The sequence below is a fragment of the Pseudomonas sp. fls2-241-TYG-175 genome, assembly GCF_030209155.1.
GTDB lineage: Bacteria > Pseudomonadota > Gammaproteobacteria > Pseudomonadales > Pseudomonadaceae > Aquipseudomonas > Aquipseudomonas viridiflava.
Genome location: NZ_JARVSO010000012.1, coordinates 1 through 20,614, shown reverse-complemented (window position 1 = coordinate 20,614; position 20,614 = coordinate 1). Strand labels below are relative to the sequence as shown.

18 protein-coding genes are annotated in these 20,614 nt (G+C 59.5%); 11 read left to right on the top strand and 7 right to left on the bottom strand.

Going from position 1 to position 20,614, the window contains the following annotated elements:
* Nucleotides 1–45: 45 nt before the first annotated feature.
* The 5 genes from QRN20_RS10000 to QRN20_RS09980 all read right to left on the bottom strand — a co-directional run bounded on the left by QRN20_RS10000 (nt 46) and on the right by QRN20_RS09980 (nt 6,698).
* Nucleotides 46–423 (bottom strand): response regulator, encoded by a 378-nt coding sequence (locus QRN20_RS10000; RefSeq protein ID WP_004884919.1) that lies wholly within the window; start codon nt 421–423, stop codon nt 46–48.
* Nucleotides 424–537: 114 nt separating this feature from the next.
* A complete protein-coding gene (locus tag QRN20_RS09995) occupies nt 538–1,719 on the bottom strand; it encodes a hybrid sensor histidine kinase/response regulator (protein ID WP_029242351.1) in 1,182 nt (393 codons plus the stop codon).
* A complete protein-coding gene (locus tag QRN20_RS09990) occupies nt 1,713–2,327 on the bottom strand; it encodes a chemotaxis protein CheB (protein ID WP_004884915.1) in 615 nt (204 codons plus the stop codon). The genes QRN20_RS09995 and QRN20_RS09990 overlap by 7 nt, the downstream gene beginning before the upstream one ends.
* Complete coding sequence (locus QRN20_RS09985; protein WP_029242352.1) at nt 2,324–3,145, bottom strand: CheR family methyltransferase; 822 nt, start codon at nt 3,143–3,145, stop codon at nt 2,324–2,326. Before QRN20_RS09985 ends, QRN20_RS09990 begins: the two co-directional genes overlap by 4 nt.
* 46 nt (nt 3,146–3,191) lie before the next feature.
* Entirely contained in the window at nt 3,192–6,698 is a 3,507-nt protein-coding gene (locus tag QRN20_RS09980) for a response regulator (RefSeq protein WP_122428481.1), read from the bottom strand.
* Between the two features lie 331 nt (nt 6,699–7,029).
* Between QRN20_RS09980 and QRN20_RS09975 the strand changes: the two genes are divergently transcribed.
* Both QRN20_RS09975 and QRN20_RS09970 read left to right on the top strand, forming a co-directional pair.
* Nucleotides 7,030–7,395 carry a response regulator gene (locus tag QRN20_RS09975; RefSeq protein WP_025995690.1) on the top strand — a complete coding sequence of 122 codons (366 nt, stop codon included), beginning with the start codon at nt 7,030–7,032 and terminating at the stop codon, nt 7,393–7,395.
* Nucleotides 7,382–8,713, top strand: a complete 1,332-nt coding sequence (locus QRN20_RS09970) for a glycosyltransferase (RefSeq protein ID WP_029242354.1) — start codon at nt 7,382–7,384, stop codon at nt 8,711–8,713. Before QRN20_RS09975 ends, QRN20_RS09970 begins: the two co-directional genes overlap by 14 nt.
* Nucleotides 8,714–8,799: 86 nt before the next feature.
* Here the strand turns inward: QRN20_RS09970 and QRN20_RS09965 are convergent, their stop codons facing one another.
* Nucleotides 8,800–9,141 carry a DUF2442 domain-containing protein gene (locus tag QRN20_RS09965; protein WP_080665206.1) on the bottom strand — a complete coding sequence of 114 codons (342 nt, stop codon included), beginning with the start codon at nt 9,139–9,141 and terminating at the stop codon, nt 8,800–8,802.
* A 454-nt stretch (nt 9,142–9,595) separates the two neighbouring features.
* On the opposite strand from QRN20_RS09965, the gene QRN20_RS09960 reads away from it, so the two are divergent.
* A complete protein-coding gene (locus QRN20_RS09960) occupies nt 9,596–10,147 on the top strand; it encodes a BRO-N domain-containing protein (RefSeq protein ID WP_004884906.1) in 552 nt (183 codons plus the stop codon).
* A gap of 21 nt (nt 10,148–10,168) precedes the next feature.
* Here QRN20_RS09960 and cobF read toward each other — a convergent pair whose 3' ends face one another.
* A complete protein-coding gene (gene cobF / locus QRN20_RS09955; protein WP_285360278.1) occupies nt 10,169–10,948 on the bottom strand; it encodes a precorrin-6A synthase (deacetylating) in 780 nt (259 codons plus the stop codon).
* 129 nt (nt 10,949–11,077) lie between these two features.
* On the opposite strand from cobF, the gene QRN20_RS09950 reads away from it, so the two are divergent.
* The 8 genes from QRN20_RS09950 (at nt 11,078) to QRN20_RS09915 (ending at nt 20,488) form a co-directional block, all read left to right on the top strand.
* Nucleotides 11,078–11,983, top strand: coding sequence for an AraC family transcriptional regulator (locus tag QRN20_RS09950; RefSeq protein ID WP_004884903.1), 906 nt, complete (start codon nt 11,078–11,080; stop codon nt 11,981–11,983).
* 239 nt (nt 11,984–12,222) lie between these two features.
* Complete coding sequence (locus QRN20_RS09945; protein WP_029242357.1) at nt 12,223–13,545, top strand: ABC transporter substrate-binding protein; 1,323 nt, start codon at nt 12,223–12,225, stop codon at nt 13,543–13,545.
* 75 nt (nt 13,546–13,620) lie between these two features.
* Nucleotides 13,621–14,553, top strand: coding sequence for a carbohydrate ABC transporter permease (locus QRN20_RS09940; RefSeq protein WP_004884899.1), 933 nt, complete (start codon nt 13,621–13,623; stop codon nt 14,551–14,553).
* A 10-nt stretch (nt 14,554–14,563) separates the two neighbouring features.
* A complete protein-coding gene (locus QRN20_RS09935; protein WP_285360275.1) occupies nt 14,564–15,397 on the top strand; it encodes a carbohydrate ABC transporter permease in 834 nt (277 codons plus the stop codon).
* A 30-nt stretch (nt 15,398–15,427) separates the two neighbouring features.
* Nucleotides 15,428–16,534 (top strand): ABC transporter ATP-binding protein, encoded by a 1,107-nt coding sequence (locus QRN20_RS09930; RefSeq protein WP_096768174.1) that lies wholly within the window; start codon nt 15,428–15,430, stop codon nt 16,532–16,534.
* An 18-nt stretch (nt 16,535–16,552) separates the two neighbouring features.
* Nucleotides 16,553–18,034 carry a mannitol dehydrogenase family protein gene (locus QRN20_RS09925; RefSeq protein WP_285360274.1) on the top strand — a complete coding sequence of 494 codons (1,482 nt, stop codon included), beginning with the start codon at nt 16,553–16,555 and terminating at the stop codon, nt 18,032–18,034.
* 9 nt (nt 18,035–18,043) lie between these two features.
* A complete protein-coding gene (gene xylB / locus QRN20_RS09920; protein ID WP_122745176.1) occupies nt 18,044–19,525 on the top strand; it encodes a xylulokinase in 1,482 nt (493 codons plus the stop codon).
* Between the two features lie 24 nt (nt 19,526–19,549).
* The gene (locus tag QRN20_RS09915; protein ID WP_029242361.1) at nt 19,550–20,488 is read left to right on the top strand and encodes a carbohydrate kinase family protein; all 939 of its coding nucleotides are present in this window, start codon (nt 19,550–19,552) and stop codon (nt 20,486–20,488) included.
* The last annotated feature ends 126 nt before the right edge of the window (nt 20,489–20,614 follow it).

Below are 20,614 nucleotides of genomic sequence, written 5' to 3'. Positions count from 1 at the left end.
GAGAAGGCCTAAGCCCTCCAGGCAGAAACGAATTTCAGCAAACAATCAGGCCAGCAAATCCTGAATCTGCGACTGCAGCGTTTCCATGGTGAACGGCTTGGCCAGAATGGGGGCCTTGGCGGCAATCGGACTGCCCGAATCAATGATCTCTGCGGGATAGCCGCTGATGAAGATGACCTTCAGTTCCGGTCGTAACTTGACCGCTGGCTCCGCAATCTGCACGCCCGAAATACCGCCAGGCAGGCGATAGTCGGTGATCATCAGGTCCAGGTGCGGTTTGGTGGCGAGAATCTCGAATGCCTGCTCACCGTTCTCGGCCTGCAGGACGCGATAGCCCACGCCCGACAGGTAATCAGCCAGCAGCATCAGGATCAGGGGTTCATCTTCGACGATAAGTACGACGTTTTCTGCATCAGCGCTCATTGAACTGCCTTTGATCTTATAGATAGCTGCCAATACGACCACGGCGCGCTGAGGAGGTTGCGACGGAAGTACGATAATTCCGTAGTGCCATCTGTTTTTGAAGGTCCGCCCGCTTTACTGAGGCAGACAGACGCGAAAAACCGAACCCTTACCCTCTTCGCTTTCCACTTCGATCCGGCCGCCATGGGCCATGACGATCTGTTCGGAGATGAACAGCCCCAGTCCGAGTCCTGCAACGGCATGGTTGGCCGACACGCGCTCGAACTGCTGGAAAATACGCTTCTGGTTCTCAGGAGTGATGCCGATGCCCTGATCGCGCACCTCGACGCTCGCCTGACCGCCTTCGCAATACACGCGAACTTCGATGGGTTTGCGAGCGCCATAGCGCAGCGCATTGGTCAGCAGGTTGGCAATGACCTGCTCGATCCTGAACTCATCCCACACGCCGATGACCGGCTCCTCGGCAGCCAGCGTGACACTCGAGTTCGCCGCCGCAATCTGGGCCGAGAAACTTTCCAGCAGTTGAGTCACCAGTTCACACAAGTCAAACGGGCTTGGCCTGATCGACAGCTTGCCCGTACGGATACGCGACACGTCCAGCATGTCCTCGATCAGTCGTATCAGGCTCTGAATCTGACGCTCGTCTCGGTCGACCATGGCGCGCAGCTTGTCCAGGGTAAACGCCGACATGTTGCCCTTGGCCAGGTGCAGCTGGCGCAGCTGGGTTTCCAGAATGAGGCCGTTGAGCGGCGTGCGCACCTCGTGGGAGACGATCGACATGAAGTCATCGCGCATGCGTATCGCGTGCTCAAGCTCACCCTGAGTAGATTGCAGGCGCTTGAGCAGGGCTTCCTGCTCCTGGCGGCTGCGTTCGAGCTCCTCGACCTGCATCTTCATGGCCTTGCGCTGCCGGAACAGGTCGACGAACACGTTGACCTTGCTCTTCACCGCATGAATGTCCAGCGGCTTGTGCAGGAAGTCCACCGCGCCGCTCTCATAGCCCTTGAACGCGTAATTGAGCTCACGACCCGCAGCGCTGACAAACACGATGGGAATGCTCTTGGTCTTTTCAGTGCTGCGCATCAGCTCGGCCAGCTCGAAGCCATTCATGCCCGGCATCTGCACATCAAGGATGGCCAGCGCGAATTCATGCTGCAGCAGGAGCGACAACGCCTCGTCGGCCGACAGCGCCTTGAACACCAGTCGGTCCTCACGCTTGATCAGCGCTTCGAGGGCCAGCAGGTTCTCCGGCAGATCGTCAACGATCAGCAGTTTTGCCTGGACTTCATTTAGCATGCGATTCGTTCCAGCTCGGCCAGCAACGGGCCGATTTCGTTCAAAGACAGAAGGTAATCCGGCGAATGCAGCGCCAGGGCGGCCTCGGGCATGGTACTCGCCTGGGCCTGCTGCGGGTCCTGAATAACCGTGAAACCTTTATAATGCTTGATCTGCAGCAATCCCTGCGCTCCGTCGTTGTTGGCACCGGTCAGTAGCACGCCCGCCAGGCGCTCACCGTAGGCGTCAGAGGCCGAGTCGAACAGAATGTCGATGCTCGGTCTTGAATAGAAAACCCGGTCTTCCTGACTCAATGACAACGTACGGTCAGTCTCGACAGAGAGGTGATAACCCGACGGCGCAAAGTACAACGTGCCGGGCCTGATGCTTTCCTTGTCGTCGGCTTCCTTTACGGGAAACGGCAAGCGACTCTGGAACACATGCGCCAACTGACTGCGACGATCATCCGGCAAATGCAGCACCACCAGGATCGGCAAGCCGAACCCCGGCCGCAGACAAGTGAAAATTCTCAGCAGCGCCTCGACGCCGCCTGCCGAAGCACCGACCACAATCGCATCCACCACCGGCAGAACGTCGTCGGCTGAAGCCCCGGCAAAAGTCGTCTTCATGATTTACGGTAGATCCGCTCAGGCTTGACCAGCGTCTCGAACGCAGTGCCATAGGCTGAAAACTCGAGCGTTTCCTTGCTGCCCAACGCCAGGAACCCCCGATGGCAGAGCGAGTCATGAAACAGCCCGAAGGCCCTGTCCTGCAGTTTTTTATTGAAGTAAATCAACACGTTACGACAGGAAATAAACTGGGTCTCGGAGAATACACTATCTGTCGCCAGACTGTGATCGGCGAAGGTCACGTTTTCACGCAACGTCTTGTCGAAGATCGCGTAATCGTAGGCCGATGTGTAGTACTCGGTGAAATCCCGCAGCCCACCGGACTTGCGATAGTTCTCGGTGTAGGCGCGCAGGTTTTCCATGGAGAAGATCCCCTGCTTGGCTTTCTCCAGCGAGCTGGGGTTGATGTCCGTAGCGTAGATGATTGTGCGCTCCAGCAGCCCTTCCTCGCGCAGCAGGATGGCCATCGAGTACACCTCTTCGCCTGTGCTGCAGCCGGCGATCCATACCTTGATGGAAGGATAGGTGCGCAGAAGCGGCACGACTTCCTGACGAATCGCCAGGAAGTGCGACGGATCACGAAACATCTCGCTCACGGGAATGGTGAGGATCTGCAGCAACTGCATGAACGCAGCCGGGTCATGCAGCACCCGCTCCTGCAATGCGGAGATCGTGCTGCAATCGAACTGGCGCAACGCATGCGCCACACGACGCTTGACCGAAGCGCCGGAATAATCCCGAAAGTCGTAGCTGTACTTGAGGTAGATCGCCTCGATGAGCAGCCTCAACTCGATCTCGGCATTGCGATCAAGGTGCATGGACGAACCCGAAAGTGTGAACGAAGACCGGTTTGGCCGTGCGCATTCAAATACGTTCCATTTTTGGCAGCCACACGCGAATCAACGAGAACAATCGATCCAGATCGATAGGCTTGGCCAGGTAATCGTTGGAACCTGCTTGCAGGCACCGTTCCTGATCATCCTTCATCGCCTTGGCCGTCACCGCAATGATCGGCAGCTTGCGCCAGCGCGGATCCTTGCGGATCTCGATGGTCGCCTCATAGCCATCCATCTCCGGCATCATCACGTCCATCAGCACCAGATCGATGTCTTCGACTTCATTGAGTTTTGCAATCGCCTCAAGCCCGTTACGCGCGATCTCGACCACCGCGCCCTTGTGCTCCAGCGCACTGGTCAGCGCGAAGATGTTACGCACATCGTCATCCACCACCAGAATCTTGCGCGCCTCGAACACCTTGTCGCGGCTGCGGGCGGTCTTGAGCATCTTCTGACGCTCATTGGAAAGCTGGGACTCGACCTTGTGCAGGAACAGCGTCACTTCATCGAGCAGACGTTCCGGCGAGCGCGCGCCCTTGATGATGATCGAGCGCGAATACTTCATCAGCTCGGCTTCTTCATCACGGGTCATGTTGCGCCCTGTGTAGACGATCACCGGCGGGAATGAGCAAATTTCTTCGGTAGACATGCGCTTCAGCAACTCGTCACCGAGCATGTCAGGCAGTTTGAGGTCGATGATCATGCAGTCGTAGATATTGTCGCGCAGCAGATCCAGCGCTTCCTGAGCGAAACCTACCGCCGTGATCTCGATGTCGTCATCGCCGATCAGACGCGCAATGCTGTCACGCTGCAAAGCATCGTCTTCGACCAACAGGATGCGCTTGACCTTCTGGGTCAGTTTGGCTTCCAGCTTGGCAAACACATCCTTGAGTTCTTCGCGGGTCGTGGGCTTGACCGCATAACCGATGGCGCCCATGTGCAAGGCCGCTTCCTGCCGGTCTTCGACCGAGATCACGTGCACCGGAATGTGCCGGGTAGGTGCCAGTTCCTTGAGGCGCTGCAGAACCGTCAGGCCCGAGTGGTCCGGCAGGCGCATGTCCAGCAGGATCGCGTCCGGCGTGAAGCGCGCGGCCAGATTGAAACCGTCATCGGCCGCGTGGGCGACCAGGCAGTAGTAGCCCAGCTCGTGAGCGAGATCGAAAAGGATCTGCGCGAACCGCACTTCATCTTCGATGACCAGAATGCAGCGTTTGTCGAACGGCGCCTTGTCACGGTCATCGTCGAAGACCGGAATTGCCTCGTCCCGCACGACAACCGGCTCGACAACAGGTCTGGCAACGGTCAGCGCCGGCATGACCGGCGTCGACACCACGGCAGCGATGTTCGCGCCTTGCGCCTCGGTGGATTGCTCGACGTACTGCTCTGGCAACACCAGCGTGAAGATGCTGCCCTGCCCCGGCGCACTGGTCACGCTGATCGAACCGCCCAGCAGCGCGGCCAGGTCACGGGAGATCGACAGGCCCAGCCCGGTGCCGCCGTAGCGACGGTTCGTCGTGCCGTCCGCCTGACGGAACGCTTCGAAGATGCTCTGCTGATGTTCCTCAGCGATGCCGATGCCAGAGTCACGAACCGTGAACGCGATGCCTGAACCCGGCTGACGCGACACGATCATGCTCACGGTGCCGGTTTCGGTGAACTTGATGGCGTTGGACAGCAGGTTCTTGAGAATCTGCTCCAGTCGCTGCCGGTCGGTGTACAGCATGGTCGGGGCACCGGCCTGCATTTCGACCGTGAACTGCAGACGCTTCTCGGTCGCCAATGGCTGGAACAGGCCACGCAAACCCTCCACCAGACGCGACACGCTGCTGTTTTCCGGCCGCACCTCCAGCTTGCCGGCCTCGACCTTGGAAATGTCCAGAATGTCGTTGATCAGGTTCAACAGGTCATTGCCCGCCGAATAGATCGACTCGGCGAATTTGACCTGCTCGGCAGTCAGATTCTCGGTCGGGTTCTCGGCCAGCAGCTTGGCCAGAATCAGCGAACTGTTGAGCGGCGTGCGCAGCTCGTGGGACATGTTGGCCAGGAACTCGGACTTGTATTTGCTGGAGCGCTGCAACTCATCGGCGCGGGCCTGCAATTCCACCTGTGCCTGATTCAGCTCTTCATTATTGCGATCCAGCGCGTCGCGCTGATCGGCCAGCGCCTGGCCCTGCTCGGCCAGCTGTTCGTTGGTCTGTTCAAGCTCGGCCTGCTGGGTTTCCAGGTGCGCCTGGGACTCCTTGAGAATCCGCGACTGCTCCTCGAGCTCTTCGTTGGCCGTACGCAGCTCTTCCTGCTGCACCTGCAGCTCTTCGTTGAGCTGTTGCGTCTCGGCCAGCACTTCCTGCAGACGCTGGCGATAACGCGCCGCCTCGATGGAGGTGCCGATATTGTCGGAGATCAGTTCGAGGAATTCGACATCCTGTTCGGTCAGCGCGTGCAGAAAACCCAGCTCGATCACGCCGTTGACCTGATCGTCGTTGCTGGTCGGCACCACGATCACGCTGCGTGGCGAGCCGTCACCCAGACCGGAGCTGACCTTGAAGTAATCGACGGGCACGTCTTTCAGAGTGATGACACGATCCTGTCGCGCCGCCTGGCCGACGATACCTTCGTCACTGTGAATGGTCTGGTCACGCTCTTCCTGTTCGCGGGAAAAACCATAAGAAGCCACGCGGACCAGGCCGCCGTGTTCCTGACGCACATAGACCGCCGCCACCGAAGCCCCCAGATAGCGGGCCAGAAACTGCAGGATATTGCGGCCCAGCATGCCCAAGGTCAGTTGCCCCAACACATGCTCTGCCAGCTCGCTTTGCCCGTTGCGCAGCCACGCCACCTTCTGCAAGCGTTCAGCATTGATTTCCTGCTGCCTGAGGTTCTCGCTGTAAGTGTCGGACAGCGTCATCAGGTCACGACGGCCGACCCACGCCAGGATGCCACTGACGATAACGACGAAGACCAGGTACAGCGCGACAGACATGACTGTACTGCGGGTAACCTCGGCATTGCGGTTCAGGCGCAGTTGCTGCTCCATCTCCACGGCCTGATCGTATTCGGTACGGATCTGGTCGGTGATGCGCTTGCCCCGTCCGGCCAGGACTGGCGTCTGATAATCGCCGTTTTCGCGGCGCAGCTTGATCATTTCAAGAGCAAAGACATTCCACTCTTCCTGCAGGGTGAGCAGGCGGCGAAAACGATCCAGCTGAGTCGGATTGTCTTCCACCAATGCCTGAAGCCCTTGCAGTTCCGCCGTCAGCAAAGGCTTGGCCACTTCATAAGGGTCGAGAAAATGCTGATCGCCGGTCAACAGAAAACCGCGCATGCCGGTTTCCATGTCGATGGACAGCTTCATCGAGCGATTGGTGTTGTTGATGACCCGATCCGTATGCTCGACCCATTGAATGGCCGACAACAGATAGCTGATCAACAGAATAAAGAAAACTGCGCTTAAAACGCCGACGCCTAAAGGCAGGCCGACGTTACGTCCCAGCAGTTTGCGGAACCGTTGTTCATCGATAACAGACGTCCGATTCATGAAAAATCCCTGACGGTTGGATCAAAACCGTAGAGTTTGCCGTAAACCCGTGAAAAAGACTCTCATTTCTCACATAGAGGATTGAAATTTCACACATAAATCGGCGATAAGCTCCTGCGCATCAGCAAGCATGGCTCTTACGCCATAGATTGCTATGCTGGTGTGCGTGGAACCGCGACAGATTGAACTTCTGCATGCATTTTATTTACTGATACAGGGACTGTATTAATAGCGGGCACGTCAGGGTCACCGACCTTGAAATGTCCGGCAAGGCGCATAACGTTCTGCGCTCTTTGCACCACCTTTATCTTCAGGCTTTAAGGAGTCAATCATGCCGGACGCAACCAGCACCATTCTTGTGGTCGAGGATGACACTATCGTGCGCATGCTGATCGTCGACGTTCTCGAAGAGCTGGAATACACCGTGCTCGAAGCCGAAGATGCAATGACGGCGCTTGAAATCATCAAGGATGAAACAAGAACCATCGACCTGATGATGACCGATCAGGGCCTGCCCGATCTGAAAGGCACGGAGCTGGCCAAAAAAGCCAGAGCATTGCGCCCGGAACTGCCGGTGCTGTTCGCCAGCGGTTACTCGGAAAACATCGAAGTGCCTGCGGGCATGCATTCGATCGGCAAGCCGTTCTCCATCGATGATTTGCGCGACAAGGTAAAAAGCGTTCTTGACCAGCATTGATATCGACGCACCCGACAGCCCTTCCCCTTCTGCCGAGAACACCAGCCAGCGCCTGCTGATTATCGGTTACGTCTGGCCAGAGCCGCGCTCCTCTGCGGCCAGCGGCCATGTGATGCAATTGATTCGCTGTTTCCTTGAGCATGGCTGGCAGATCACGTTTGCCAGCCCTGCCACAGAAGGCGAACACCGCGCCGACCTGGTCAGCCTGGGCATCGCCGAAGTGCGCATCGAACTCAACAACAGTAGCTTCGATACGTTCGTCGGCGAACTTCAGCCCGACGTCGTGCTGTTCGATCAGTTCATGATCGAGGAACAGTTCGGCTGGCGTGTCGAGCAGCAGTGCCCCGACGCATTGCGGGTGCTGGAGACCTCTGACCTGCAGAGCCTGCGCCACGCGCGCCATCTACGGCTGAAAGACCTGCTGAACGACGAGTCCGGCACCGCCCCTTCAGATTTATTCGAGCCGTGCGATGCCGAGCTGTTCAGCCTGATGGCTGGCGGTGATCTGGCCCAGCGTGAAATCGCGTCGCTGTACCGATGCGACCTGAACCTGATGACCTCGGACGTGGAAATCGATCTGCTGACCAGATCATTCGGCATGCCTGCATCGTTGCTGCACTGGTGCCCGCTGATGCTCGATGAGCCGTCACAGACCGCCCGGCCGTTCGACCAGCGTGCGCACTTTCTGAGTATCGGCAACTTTCGCCACGCCCCGAACTGGGATGCGGTGCTCTGGATGAAAAACGCCATCTGGCCGCTGATTCGCCAGCAGCTTCCTCAGGCGCAACTGCATATCTACGGTGCCTACACACCGCCCAAGGCGACGGCGTTGCACAACGGGGCGCAAGGTTTCCACATCATGAACTGGGCCGAGGATGCGCTTCAGGTCATGTCCAGCGCACGTGTATGCCTGGCACCCTTGCGCTTCGGTGCGGGTATCAAAGGCAAGCTCATCGACGCCATGCTGTGCGGGACACCATCGGTCACGACACCGATCGGTGCCGAGGCCATGAGCGGCGGACTGCCATGGCCCGGAATGATCGAGACCGACCCGGTGCAGATCGCTGATGCTGCGGTCCGCCTGTATCAGAGTCGAGCGCTGTGGTCAGAAGCACAGACCGCTGGCTGGGCACTCTTGAAAGCGCGTTACCGCCACGAACAGCACTGCGCCAGCCTGATGGAACGCATCGACACCCTGCGCCGAGATCTGCCAGGCCATCGGCTGGCCAACTTCACCGGTTCGATGTTGCGGCATCATCACCACAAGAGCACCAAGTACATGGCGCAGTGGATCGAGGCGAAGAATCGTAAGGTTTGAGTGCTACTGCCACGTCTGACGACATGGACCTCATTGCTTATGCCCGAGCTTAGGGCGCCAGAACGCTGCAGTCTTGGTGCCCTAGTTCATGCCCCGCCTTTCGTACCCAATTGGCGCGCCATCCACGAGTGACTGCCCAAGACACCTTCCAGCAGCGCTGGCACATACAGATCAGCGTCCAGTTCAGGAAAATGTAACCCAAGCCCGCTCGGGCTGACTTCAATGTTGTCCAGTTGATCTGGACGCACATCACTGAGCCCTTCGACCGATCCTGGGGGGATAGCCAATTCCACGCCTGAATTCAACACGATGATGATTCGGGAAACTCTGCGGTCGTAATGTGCCTCTACAGCGTACGGGCCTGTTTTCAGGCGCTCGTTCATACGCCCTTCAGCCTTCGCAATATCTTGTTCAGTTATAGAATCCATGTATTTTTCCCCACGGTCTGCACATTTCGTCCAGAGAGGCCGGGTGCCTGCCAATGCCAATGCCAATGCGCTTGATATCGGCGCTCATCCCTTCAGTGCTTCAGGCCTGTATAGCGGCCCGAATGCGATCTGGTAATAGCGACAATTCCCTTTCCCTCGTATGAAGTTTCCGAGAAAATCCTGACCGCTTGCGCGTGTCGATTTGCGGCTTTAAGGTGCGCCGTCGCTGCAGAACAGTGACCGGATTTGACGATCCGAACCTTCATTCGCAATCGCGCTGCATGTTGCCTTTGCACTTCCTGTGTTCAAGGTGACTTCATGGCGGCTGTGCGTCGGAGACCTTCGGGTCTGCCGGTGTGCTTGAGTGAAGGCCGGTTCGTCAACCTTCGCACAGCTGCCACCCACCGCGTTTGACGACGCCGGGCAGCTCTTTTACTCAAAGGAGCTTTCACTCATGGACCTGCCACACCCCGCCTCCCCTTGCACCGACTATCTCGAACCCACGGTCTTCATCCGCCATCACCGCATGCTGCGCGCCGTCATGATCGGTGCTCAGGCCTGGTTTCCGCTGTCAGACCTTGCCCGCCTCATGGGCAAGCGCCTGGACGAGCGCTCTACGCTGAAGCTCGATGCCGATCAGTCCCGCACGGCGTGGCTGCAGACCCACCAGCAGTGGGAACGCTGCCTGTTGCTCAGCGAATCAGCTGTGTTCGCCATGCTCGTCCACCATTACGTCCCCGAGAACCGTGCCCTGCGTCAGTGGCTGGTTCAGGACGTGCTGCCTGCCTTGCACGCCCGGCATCGCGAAGATTTTGACCATCCGGAATCCTGCCAGATGCGCTGGCAAGGGCGCCCGCTGAGCACACTGCAGTGGCACGACGATCTGTGGATCAGACTGCGCGACGTGCCTGAACTGGTTCAGGTGCAGACAGCTTCACACTCAGCGCCCGAGAAAGGTCCCTGGTGGAAACGGTTGATGACGCAATCCGCGCGATTCAGGGCCTGAAGGCTGTTGTTCCTTGAACGGTCAGTCTGTGGTCTCCGTCGAGGAACACGGTCTGCGCAACAGATACGTATCCATCACCCAACCCTTGCGCTGCCGCGCCTCGGCGCGCAGTTGTTTGATTTGCTCGCACACATCATCGAGCCTGCCTGACACCCGTATCTCGTCCGGGGTGCCCAGGTAGGCGCCCCAGTAGATATCCAGCCCTTTGCCGATGAAACGATCAAACGTGCAATGGGCGTCGAGCATCACCACCGCGTTGTCCGGTGCATCATCCAGACTCGCTGCGAGGCGACGGCCTGTGGTGATCAGCACCGGTTCGCCTATGCGGTTCAGCGGTATGCGATGACTGGCGACCAGCGCCTGCACGCTGGTGATGCCGGGAATGACCTGATACTCAAAGACTTCCCTGCCCCGCGCCAGCACCCGGTCGAGAATACGCAGGGTGCTGTCGTACAGCGCAGGATCACCCCAGACCAGAAACGCGCCTGTCTCGTCCTTGCCAAGCTCATCGGCGATCAGGCGCTCGAACAGGATGGCGCGCTGCTCGTGCCAATGCTCGACGCCGCGTTCATAGCCGCTGGGATCGTCTTCGCGGCGCGGGTCCTGGACCTGCACCAGCCGATAGTCGGTGTGAGTGATGTAGCGCTCACACATCGCCTTGCGCGACTGCAGCAGATCGTCGTCGGCGTAGCCCTTGTCGAGCAGGAACACTGCGTTCGTCCGGTTCAGGGCATTGATAGCCTGAACCGTGATCTGCTCGGGATCGCCGGCCCCCATGCCGATCAGAAGAATCTGTTTCATCGCGTCCCGCTCCTGCAATGACTGCTGTGAAGAGTGACTGATCCTAAGCGTTTTTTCGGCGTCGGTCGGGCAATGATCTGAAAAATGAGGCACATTAACGCCCTGGCAACCACTGCAAACGGCCACGCCATGAGTAAAACAACAAGAATTGCGGATCCTTCCTATGAATTGATGGACGACCATAACGGCCTGTCGATCATTTATCGCGAGCACGGTTTTCCCTGCCCGCTGGTGCGCTGGCACTTTCACAAGGAATACGAGTTGCACCTGATCGTCGCCAGTTCCGGCAAGGTCTTCGTGGGTGATTACATCGGCAACTTCAACCCGGCCAGCCTGTTCCTGACCGGCCCCAACCTGCCGCACAACTGGATCAGCCAGATCGATGAAGACGAGGTCGTGCCCAAGCGCGACATGCTGGTCAACTTCACCGACGAGCTGCTGGAAAGCGGCAATCAGGTCTTCGCCGAACTCAGAACCCTGGCGCCGCTGCTGGAGCGTGCCCGTTACGGTATCGAGTTTCGCTGCAAGCGCACGATTCGCCAGGCCATGAGACTGATGCAGCGAATCGCCGACTCCAATGGCATCACCCGTCTGGGTCATTTCTTCATCCTGCTGGAACTGCTGGCGGCCAGCGATGATTATCAGTTGCTCTCCGGTACGGCGGTCACTCATTCGGCGGACGAGCACAGCGTCGACCGCACCAACCGGGCGGTGGATTACATCTTCGCCAACTACAGCCGGGAATTGCCGCTGGAAGAAGTCGCCGAGTACCTGGGCATGAAGCCTACGTATTTCTCCAGAGTCTTCAAGCAGGCCACTGGCCGTTGCTTCGTGGAGTTCGTCAATCGCCTGCGTATCAGCAAATCCTGCGAGCTGCTGGCCGATGGCGACAAGCCTGTGACCGACGTGTGCTTCGAGTCCGGCTTCAACAACATTTCCAACTTCAACCGGCGTTTCCAGCAACTCAAGGGCATGACGCCGTCACATTACCGGCGCCTGGCCGTCCAGCGTCTGACCGAACAAAACCTGTACTGATTCGCCCCGCCTCCTCGCCCATCGTCTACGCTCAAACATCGCCAACGCCTGTGACTGGGCGTTCGCGGCGCAGGCACGCTTGCAGACTCACTGCAAAAAAGTATCAGTGGCAGTGCGGTGCAGGATTTGTCTTTCATCGCGAACGCCGTTGTAATCAGTGCACATCTTCCTTCCTCCGGAAGAGACAAAAACAATAACCTGCCTTCTGCAGCTCTCTGGGCGTGGAAGAGGAGTGATCAATGAAGACCTCAGCAAAAGTTCTGCTTGCCAGTACCGTCCTCAGCACCTGTTTCATGGTCAGTGGCACCGCCACTGCCGGAACCGTGACCATCGCCACGGTCAACAACAGCGACATGATCCGCATGCAGCGCCTCTCCAAGACCTTCGAAGAAAAGCACCCGGACATCAAACTCAACTGGGTGGTGCTTGAAGAAAACGTCCTGCGTCAGCGCCTGACCACTGACATCGCCACCAAGGGCGGTCAGTTCGACGTACTGACCATCGGCATGTACGAAGCCTCACTGTGGGGTGCCAAGGGTTGGCTGCAGGAAATGAAAGACCTGCCCGCCAGCTACGAACTCGATGACGTGTTCCCTTCGGTGCGTGACGGTCTGTCGGTCGACGGTAAGCTGTTCGCCCTGCCGTTCTATGCAGAAAGCTCGATCACCTACTACCGCAAGGACCTGTTCGAAAAGGCAGGCCTGACCATGCCCGAGCGTCCGACCTGGACCCAGATCGCCGAGTTCGCCGGCAAGCTGACTGACAAATCCAAGGAACAGTACGGTATCTGCCTGCGCGGCAAGGCCGGCTGGGGCGAGAACATGGCGCTGATCACCACCGTGGCCAACTCGTTTGGTGCGCGCTGGTTCGATGAGCAGTGGAAACCGCAGTTCGATCAGCCCGAATGGAAGAACGCGCTGAATTTCTACGTCAACACCATGAAGCAATCCGGCCCGCCGGGCGCGTCGAGCAACGGCTTCAACGAAAACCTCGCGCTGTTCAACAGCGGCAAGTGCGCCATCTGGGTGGACGCCAGCGTGGCCGGTTCCTTCGTGACCGACAAGACTCAAAGCAAGGTTGCCGATACCGTCGGCTTCACCTACGCGCCGCATGAAGTGACCGACAAGGGTTCATCCTGGATCTATTCGTGGTCTCTGGCCATTCCAGCCAGCGCCAAGAATGCCAAGGACGCCGCCGAGTTCACCCAGTGGGCGACCTCTAAAGAATACGCCGCGCTCGTGGCCGAGAAAGATGGCGTCTCCAACGTGCCGCCAGGCACCCGCGCTTCGACCTACAGCGATGAGTACAAGAAAGCGGCGCCGTTCGCCAACATCACGCTGGAATCGCTCAAGGCCGTGACGCCCAAGACACCGACCCTCAAGCCAGTGCCTTATGTCGGCATCCAGCTGGTCACGATCCCCGAGTTCCAGGCCATCGGCACCAGTGTCGGCCAGCAGTTCTCGGCCGCACTCATTGGCCAGACCTCGGTCGACGCCGCCTTGAAAAACGCGCAAACCTCCACAGAGCGCGATATGAAGCGCGCGGGCTACCCGAAGAAGTAACCGCACGCTGCAGGACGGGAGATCCATTTCTCCCGCCCTTGCATCAAGATTCTGTGACATCCGATGGGAGCCCCCATGAAAACCTCAGCCATTTCTGATCGTACGGACGCGTCCGGCGAACTGCCCCCGATCAAAAGCCGTCGTTTCAAACCGGGCTGGTTTCTGGTCAGCCCTTCCGTCGCGCTGCTGCTGGTGTGGATGATCGTGCCGTTGGGCATGACCATCTATTTCTCGCTGATTCGCTACAACCTGCTGTCCCCCGGCGACAACGAATTCGTCGGTCTGGAAAACTTCGAATACTTCGTCACCGACAGCGGCTTTCTGCCCGGCGCAGGCAACACCCTGCTGCTGGTAGGCAGCGTGCTGGCGATCAGTGTGATCCTCGGCGTGCTCATCTCGGCGCTGCTGGAAGCCAGTGAGTTCTTCGGTCGCGGAATCGTGCGGGTGCTGTTGATCTCACCCTTCTTCATCATGCCGACGGTCAGCGCGCTGATCTGGAAAAACCTGATTTTCCACCCGGTTTCCGGCGTGCTGGCGGCGGTGTGGAAGTTCTTCGGGGCCGAGCCCATCGACTGGTTCGCCCATTACCCGATGCTGTCGATCATTATCATTGTGTCCTGGCAGTGGCTGCCGTTCGCCATCCTGATTCTGATGACCGCCATGCAGTCGCTGGATCAGGAACAGAAGGAAGCGGCACGTCTCGACGGCGCAGGCCCGATTGCGATCTTCTGGCACCTGACCCTGCCGCACCTGGCGCGCCCGATTGCGGTCGTGGTGATGATCGAAACCATCTTCCTGCTGTCGGTGTTCGCTGAAATCTTCACCACCACCAACGGCGGTCCGGGTTTCGCCTCGACCAACCTGGCCTACCTGATCTACATCCAGGCGCTGCTGCAGTTCGACGTCGGCATGGCGTCAGCGGGCGGACTGATCGCCGTGGTCATCGCCAACATCGCAGCGATCATCCTGATCCGGATGATCGGCAAAAACCTCACCGACAAGTCATGAGGGCCTTGCCATGATGACGCTCAAACAATCACGCCGCCTGCAAAGCCTGTTGCTCGGGACGTTGTCCTGGCTCATCGCCGCGCTGATCTTCTTCCCGATCTTCTGGATGGTCCTGACCAGCTTCAAGACCGAGATCGACGCCTTCGCCACGCCGCCGCAGTTGTTTTTCACGCCGACGCTGGAAAACTACCTGCACATTCAGGAGCGCAGTGACTACTTCCACTTCGCCTGGAACTCGGTGCTGATCTCGTTCAGCGCGACGATCCTGAGCATGTTGGTGGCCATTCCGGCGGCCTACTCGATGGCGTTCTTCGAAACCAAGCGTACCCGCAGCACGCTGCTGTGGATGCTCTCCACCAAAATGCTGCCGCCCGTGGGCGTGCTGATGCCGATCTACCTGCTGGCCAAGACCTTCGGCCTGCTGGACTCGCGGCTGGCGCTAATCATCATCTATACGCTGATCAACCTGCCGATCGTGGTCTGGATGATCTACACCTACTTCAAGGACATTCCGGGCGAAATTCTCGAAGCTTCGCGCCTGGACGGTGCCAGTACCCGTCAGGAAATCTTTCGCGTGCTGATGCCGATCTGCAAGGGCGGCCTGGCCTCCACTGCACTGCTTTCGCTGATCCTGTGCTGGAACGAAGCGTTCTGGTCCCTGAACCTCACCTCGTCTGCCGCTGCGCCACTCACTGCGCTGATCGCATCCTACTCAAGTCCCGAAGGGCTGTTCTGGGCCAAGCTGTCGGCTGTCTCGACGCTGGCATGCGCGCCGATCCTGATCTTCGGCTGGATCAGCCAGAAACAACTGGTTCGCGGTCTTTCGTTCGGCGCCGTCAAATAGCCCCGGCCTACAGAATAAAAGGAGTCCATCATGGCTAACCTCAGCATCAGAAATCTGCAAAAAGGCTTCGACGGTCACCAGATCATCAAGGGCATCGACCTGGATGTGAAAGACCGTGAATTCGTAGTTTTCGTCGGTCCGTCGGGCTGCGGCAAATCCACCCTGCTGCGCCTGATCGCAGGCCTGGAAGAAGTGACCTCCGGCACCATCGAGCTCGATGGCCGCGACATCACCCAGGTGACCCCGGCCAAGCGCGACCTGGCGATGGTGTTCCAGACCTACGCGCTGTACCCGCACATGACCGTCGGCAAGAACCTGTCGTTCGCGCTGGATCTGGCTGGCGGCAACAAGGACGAGATCAAAAAGAAAGTCGATGAGGCCGCCCGGATCCTGGAGCTGGGACCGCTGCTTGAGCGCAAACCCAAGCAACTGTCCGGCGGTCAGCGTCAGCGGGTCGCGATTGGCCGCGCCATCGTGCGTAACCCCAAGATATTCCTGTTCGACGAACCGCTCTCCAACCTCGACGCCGCGCTTCGCGTGCAGACCCGTCTGGAGCTGTCGCGCCTGCACAAGGAGCTGCAGGCAACCATGATTTACGTGACCCACGATCAGGTTGAGGCGATGACTCTGGCCGACAAGGTGGTGGTGCTCAACGGCGGCAAGGTCGAACAGGTCGGCTCTCCGCTGGACCTGTACCACCACCCGGCCAACCTGTTCGTGGCAGGCTTTCTCGGCACGCCCAAAATGGGCTTCCTCAAGGGCAAGATCAGCCGGATCGACAGCGGCAGTTACCAGGTCGAGCTGGACGCGGGCACCACGGTCAGCATGCCGGTCAGCCGCGCGGGGCTGGCGGTCGGCGCTCCGGTGACGCTGGGCATCCGCCCCGAACACCTGGACATCGCCCAGAGCGGCGATTGCCAGTTGCAGGTAATTGCCGATGTCAGCGAACGCCTGGGCAGCGACACGTTCTGCCACGTGCGCACCCGCTCGGGAGAGGCGCTGACCATGCGTATTCGCGGTGATCTGGCCAGCCAGTATGGCGAGACGCTGCACCTGCACCTGGACAGTGCCCACTGCCACCTGTTTGACGCTGATGGTCTGGTGATCCCCAAAGCCCTGCAGACCGCTGCCGCCTGAGTCCTGGAGAGTCCTGTCATGAAATTGAACAAACAGAACCTGTCGCGCCTGGGTGCCGACATCGACGTACCGGCCTATTCCGCGACCGACACCCGTCAGGGCATCGCGCACATCGGGGTCGGCGGTTTCCACCGCGCCCATCAGGCGTTTTACACCGATGCGCTGATGAACACCGGCGAAGGTCTGAACTGGAGCATCTGCGGTGTCGGGCTGCGTCCCGATGACCGCGCGGTGCGCGACGCCCTCGCGCAGCAGGATTACCTGTACACGCTCTATGAACTGGGCGACACGCCGGACACCAAGACACGCGTCATCGCCTCGATCAGCGGCATGCTGCTGGCAGAGGACAGTCCGCAGGCGCTGATCGACAAACTGGCCAGCCCGGACATCCGTATCGTGTCGCTGACCATCACCGAAGGCGGCTACTGCATCGACGACAGCAACGGTCAGTTCATGACCCACCTGCCGCAGATTCAGCATGACCTTGCCAATCCCGCCACACCGAAAACCGTGTTCGGCTTCCTGTGCGCCGCACTCGCCCGCCGCCGCGCCGAAGGCACGCCCGCGTTCACGCTGATGTCCTGCGATAACCTGCCGCACAACGGCGCGGTCACACGCAAGGCGCTGCTGGCCTTCGCCGCCCAGCGCGACGCCGATCTGCACGACTGGATTGCTGACAACGTCAGTTTTCCCAACGCGATGGTTGACCGCATCACGCCGATGACCAGCGCCGCTCACCGATTGAAGCTGGCCGACGAGAAGCACATCGACGACGCCTGGCCAGTGGTCTGCGAACCGTTCGTGCAATGGGTGCTGGAAGACAAGTTCGTCAACGGCAGGCCAGCCTGGGAAAAGGTCGGCGTGCAGTTCACCGATGACGTGACGCCTTACGAGGAAATGAAGATCAAGCTGCTCAACGGCAGCCATCTGGCCCTGACCTATCTGGGCTTTCTCAAGGGCTATCGGTTTGTACACGAGACCATGAACGATCCGCTGTTCGTGCGTTACATCCGCGCCTACATGGACCTCGACGTCACGCCGCAACTGGCATCGGTGCCCGGCATCGATCTGGAAGGCTACAAGGACACGCTGATCGAGCGTTTCTCCAATCAGGCGATTGCCGACCAGTTGGAGCGGGTCTGCTCGGATGGCTCGTCGAAATTCCCTAAATTCACGATTCCGACCATCAACCGGCTGATCGTCGATCAGGGCAATCTGGAACGGGCTTCGCTCGTGGTCGCCGCCTGGGCCCTGTACCTCAAGGGCAAGGATGAAAACGGCGCGGTTTACAGCATTCCTGACCCACGCGCCGATTTCTGCAAAGGTCTGGTTGCCGACGATGCATTGATCACCGAACGCCTGCTGCAGGTCGAGGAAATCTTCGGCCTGGCCATTGCGCAGTCTGCACCCTTCGTGGCGGCGTTCGAGCAGAACCTGGCCGATCTGCGCACGCTGGGCGTCAGCGGTACCCTGGAAAAACTACTGGCCAAGAGCCTCTGAGGGACACCCATGTTTCTTGGAATCGATTGCGGCACCCAAGGCACCAAAGCTTTGCTGCTCGATACACAGACAGGTCGCGTGCTGGGCGAAGGCTCGGCCCCCCACAGCCTGATCAGTGATCATCACGGACGGCGCGAGCAGGACGTCCAGCAATGGCTCACAGCCCTGCAGCACGCGGTCGGCGAAGCGCTCGCTCAGTCCGGTGTTTCAGGACAGGATGTGAACGGCATCGGCATCTCCGGACAGCAGCACGGCTTGGTCCTGCTCGACGCGCAGGGCCAGGTGCTGCGTCCGGCCAAGCTTTGGTGTGACACCGAAAGCGCTCCGGAAAATCAACGTCTGCTGGACCATCTGGGCGGCGAAAAAGGCTCACTGGAGCGCTTGGGACTGGTCATCGCGCCGGGCTACACGGTGTCAAAGCTGTTGTGGACCAAGGAGCAACACCCGGAACTGTTCGAGCAGATCGACAGGATCCTGCTGCCCCACGACTACCTGAACTACTGGCTGACCGGCCGCTGCTGCACCGACTACGGCGATGCCTCGGGCACCGGTTATTTCAATGTGCGCACGCGCGAATGGGATTTGCCGTTGCTGGCCCATATCGACCCGAGCGGACGCCTTGAAAAGGCACTGCCGCAGTTGCTGGACGCTGAACAGGCGGTTGGCACATTGCGGCCCGAGATTGCCCAACTGCTGGATCTGAACCCGCAGGCCCTGGTGTCTAGCGGCGGCGGTGACAACATGATGGGGGCGATTGGCACCGGCAATATCCAGCCGGGGTTGATCACCATGAGCCTGGGTTCTTCCGGCACGGTGTACGCGTTCGCCGATCAGCCTGCGGTCAGCGAGCACGGCTCGGTTGCGACCTTCTGCTCGTCGTCCGGCGGCTGGCTGCCGCTGATCTGCACCATGAACCTGACCAACGCCACGACGGCCATCCGCGAGCTGTTTGCGCTGGACATCGCGGCGTTCAATACCGCCGTTGCCAGCGCGCCGATCGGCGCTGAAGGCGTGCTGATGCTGCCGTTCCTGAACGGCGAACGCGTCCCCGCCCTGCCCGATGCCACCGGCAGCATTCGCGGTCTGGACAGCACCAATCTGAGCCAGGCCAACCTGTGTCGGGCGGTGGTGGAAGGCACGACGTTCGGTCTGCGCTACGGGCTTGATCTGCTGCGCGCCAGCGGCATCAAAAGCGAGAGCATCCGCCTGATCGGCGGTGGCTCGAAAAGTCCGGTATGGCGGCAGATCGTGGCCGACATCATGGATACGCCAGTGGTCTGCACACGCTTGGCAGAGGCCGCTGCGCTGGGCGCGGCGATTCAGGCGGCGTGGTGCTGGTCGACGGCCAAAGGTCAACCCGACAGCCTGCAGGACCTGTGCGAGCGTTGCGTGAGCCTGGACGCTGCCAGCGAGACACGACCGATTGCGCAGAACGTCGTCGCCTATCAACAGGTCTACCAGCACTACCAAGATCAATTACGAGCAGTTTGAACCTGCCTTTTTCATGGAGCACCTATGTTTCTGGTTTGCGGCGAAGCCCTGTTCGATATTTTCACCCGCGCCGACACTGGCAGCGCGCTCAATAAGCTGGGGTTTGACGCCATCGCCGGCGGCTCGCCCTTCAACGTTGCCATAGGCCTGCGCAGACTGGGTGTGGAATCTGCCCTGTTTGCCGGCCTGTCGACGGATTACCTGGGTCGCCGCCTGCGCGCTGTGCTCGATGACGAACAGGTCGGTGCCGAGCATCTGATTGAATTCGATGCGCCCACCACGCTGGCCATGGTAGCGGTCGGCGCCGACGGTTCGCCCACCTACAGTTTCAGAGGCGACGGGTGCGCCGATCGCCAGTTACGCCTGGAACATTTGCCCAGACTCGACGATAAGGTACGGGGTATTCATGTCGGCTCGTTCTCGCTGGTGGTGCAGCCGATTGCCGATACGCTGCTGGCCCTCGTCGCCAGGGAAAGCGGCAAACGCCTGATTTCGCTGGACCCGAACGTACGCCTCAATCCGGCACCGGACATTGAACGCTGGCGCTCCCAGATCGCGGCATTCGCCGAGCATGCGCACATGATCAAGGTCAGCGATGAAGACCTGCACCTGTTGTATCCCGACCGCGACCCCGAAACCATTGCAAAAGGCTGGCTGAACCGGCACACGCACCTGGTGATCGTGACCCGTGGCACGCAGGGCGCAAGCATCTTCACCCGCGAGCACGGCACCTGGTCGATCCCGGCAAAGAACGTCGTGACGGTGGACACGGTGGGCGCAGGCGATACATTCCAGGCAGCACTCCTGACCTTTCTGACTGAACGCCAGCTGGATACGCCAAAGGCGCTGTCTGAGCTTACGAAGGACACGCTGGACCAGATGCTGGATTTTGCAGCGAGTGCAGCGGCGCTGACCTGCACACGGGTCGGGCCGGACCTGCCCTACCGGGATCAGTTGCGCTGAGTGAGGACGACCAAGGTATCAACCGAAACGTCCAGGTGATCAGACCCAATGGGACGCTCCGCGTCCCTGATTGATGATCGTTCCTACGCTCTGCGTGGGAATGCCTCCCAGGACGCTCCGCGTCCG

What these genes read in the sequence shown, in the direction of transcription:
- QRN20_RS10000 (WP_004884919.1), bottom strand. Translation starts at nt 423, where the DNA reads ATGAGCGCTGATGCAGAAAACGTCGTACTTATCGTCGAAGATGAACCC.
- QRN20_RS09995 (WP_029242351.1), bottom strand. Translation starts at nt 1,719, where the DNA reads ATGCTAAATGAAGTCCAGGCAAAACTGCTGATCGTTGACGATCTGCCG.
- QRN20_RS09990 (WP_004884915.1), bottom strand. Translation starts at nt 2,327, where the DNA reads ATGAAGACGACTTTTGCCGGGGCTTCAGCCGACGACGTTCTGCCGGTG.
- QRN20_RS09985 (WP_029242352.1), bottom strand. Translation starts at nt 3,145, where the DNA reads ATGCACCTTGATCGCAATGCCGAGATCGAGTTGAGGCTGCTCATCGAG.
- QRN20_RS09980 (WP_122428481.1), bottom strand. Translation starts at nt 6,698, where the DNA reads ATGAATCGGACGTCTGTTATCGATGAACAACGGTTCCGCAAACTGCTG.
- QRN20_RS09975 (WP_025995690.1), top strand. Translation starts at nt 7,030, where the DNA reads ATGCCGGACGCAACCAGCACCATTCTTGTGGTCGAGGATGACACTATC.
- QRN20_RS09965 (WP_080665206.1), bottom strand. Translation starts at nt 9,141, where the DNA reads ATGGATTCTATAACTGAACAAGATATTGCGAAGGCTGAAGGGCGTATG.
- QRN20_RS09960 (WP_004884906.1), top strand. Translation starts at nt 9,596, where the DNA reads ATGGACCTGCCACACCCCGCCTCCCCTTGCACCGACTATCTCGAACCC.
- cobF (WP_285360278.1), bottom strand. Translation starts at nt 10,948, where the DNA reads ATGAAACAGATTCTTCTGATCGGCATGGGGGCCGGCGATCCCGAGCAG.
- QRN20_RS09950 (WP_004884903.1), top strand. Translation starts at nt 11,078, where the DNA reads ATGAGTAAAACAACAAGAATTGCGGATCCTTCCTATGAATTGATGGAC.
- QRN20_RS09945 (WP_029242357.1), top strand. Translation starts at nt 12,223, where the DNA reads ATGAAGACCTCAGCAAAAGTTCTGCTTGCCAGTACCGTCCTCAGCACC.
- QRN20_RS09940 (WP_004884899.1), top strand. Translation starts at nt 13,621, where the DNA reads ATGAAAACCTCAGCCATTTCTGATCGTACGGACGCGTCCGGCGAACTG.
- QRN20_RS09935 (WP_285360275.1), top strand. Translation starts at nt 14,564, where the DNA reads ATGATGACGCTCAAACAATCACGCCGCCTGCAAAGCCTGTTGCTCGGG.
- QRN20_RS09930 (WP_096768174.1), top strand. Translation starts at nt 15,428, where the DNA reads ATGGCTAACCTCAGCATCAGAAATCTGCAAAAAGGCTTCGACGGTCAC.
- QRN20_RS09925 (WP_285360274.1), top strand. Translation starts at nt 16,553, where the DNA reads ATGAAATTGAACAAACAGAACCTGTCGCGCCTGGGTGCCGACATCGAC.
- xylB (WP_122745176.1), top strand. Translation starts at nt 18,044, where the DNA reads ATGTTTCTTGGAATCGATTGCGGCACCCAAGGCACCAAAGCTTTGCTG.
- QRN20_RS09915 (WP_029242361.1), top strand. Translation starts at nt 19,550, where the DNA reads ATGTTTCTGGTTTGCGGCGAAGCCCTGTTCGATATTTTCACCCGCGCC.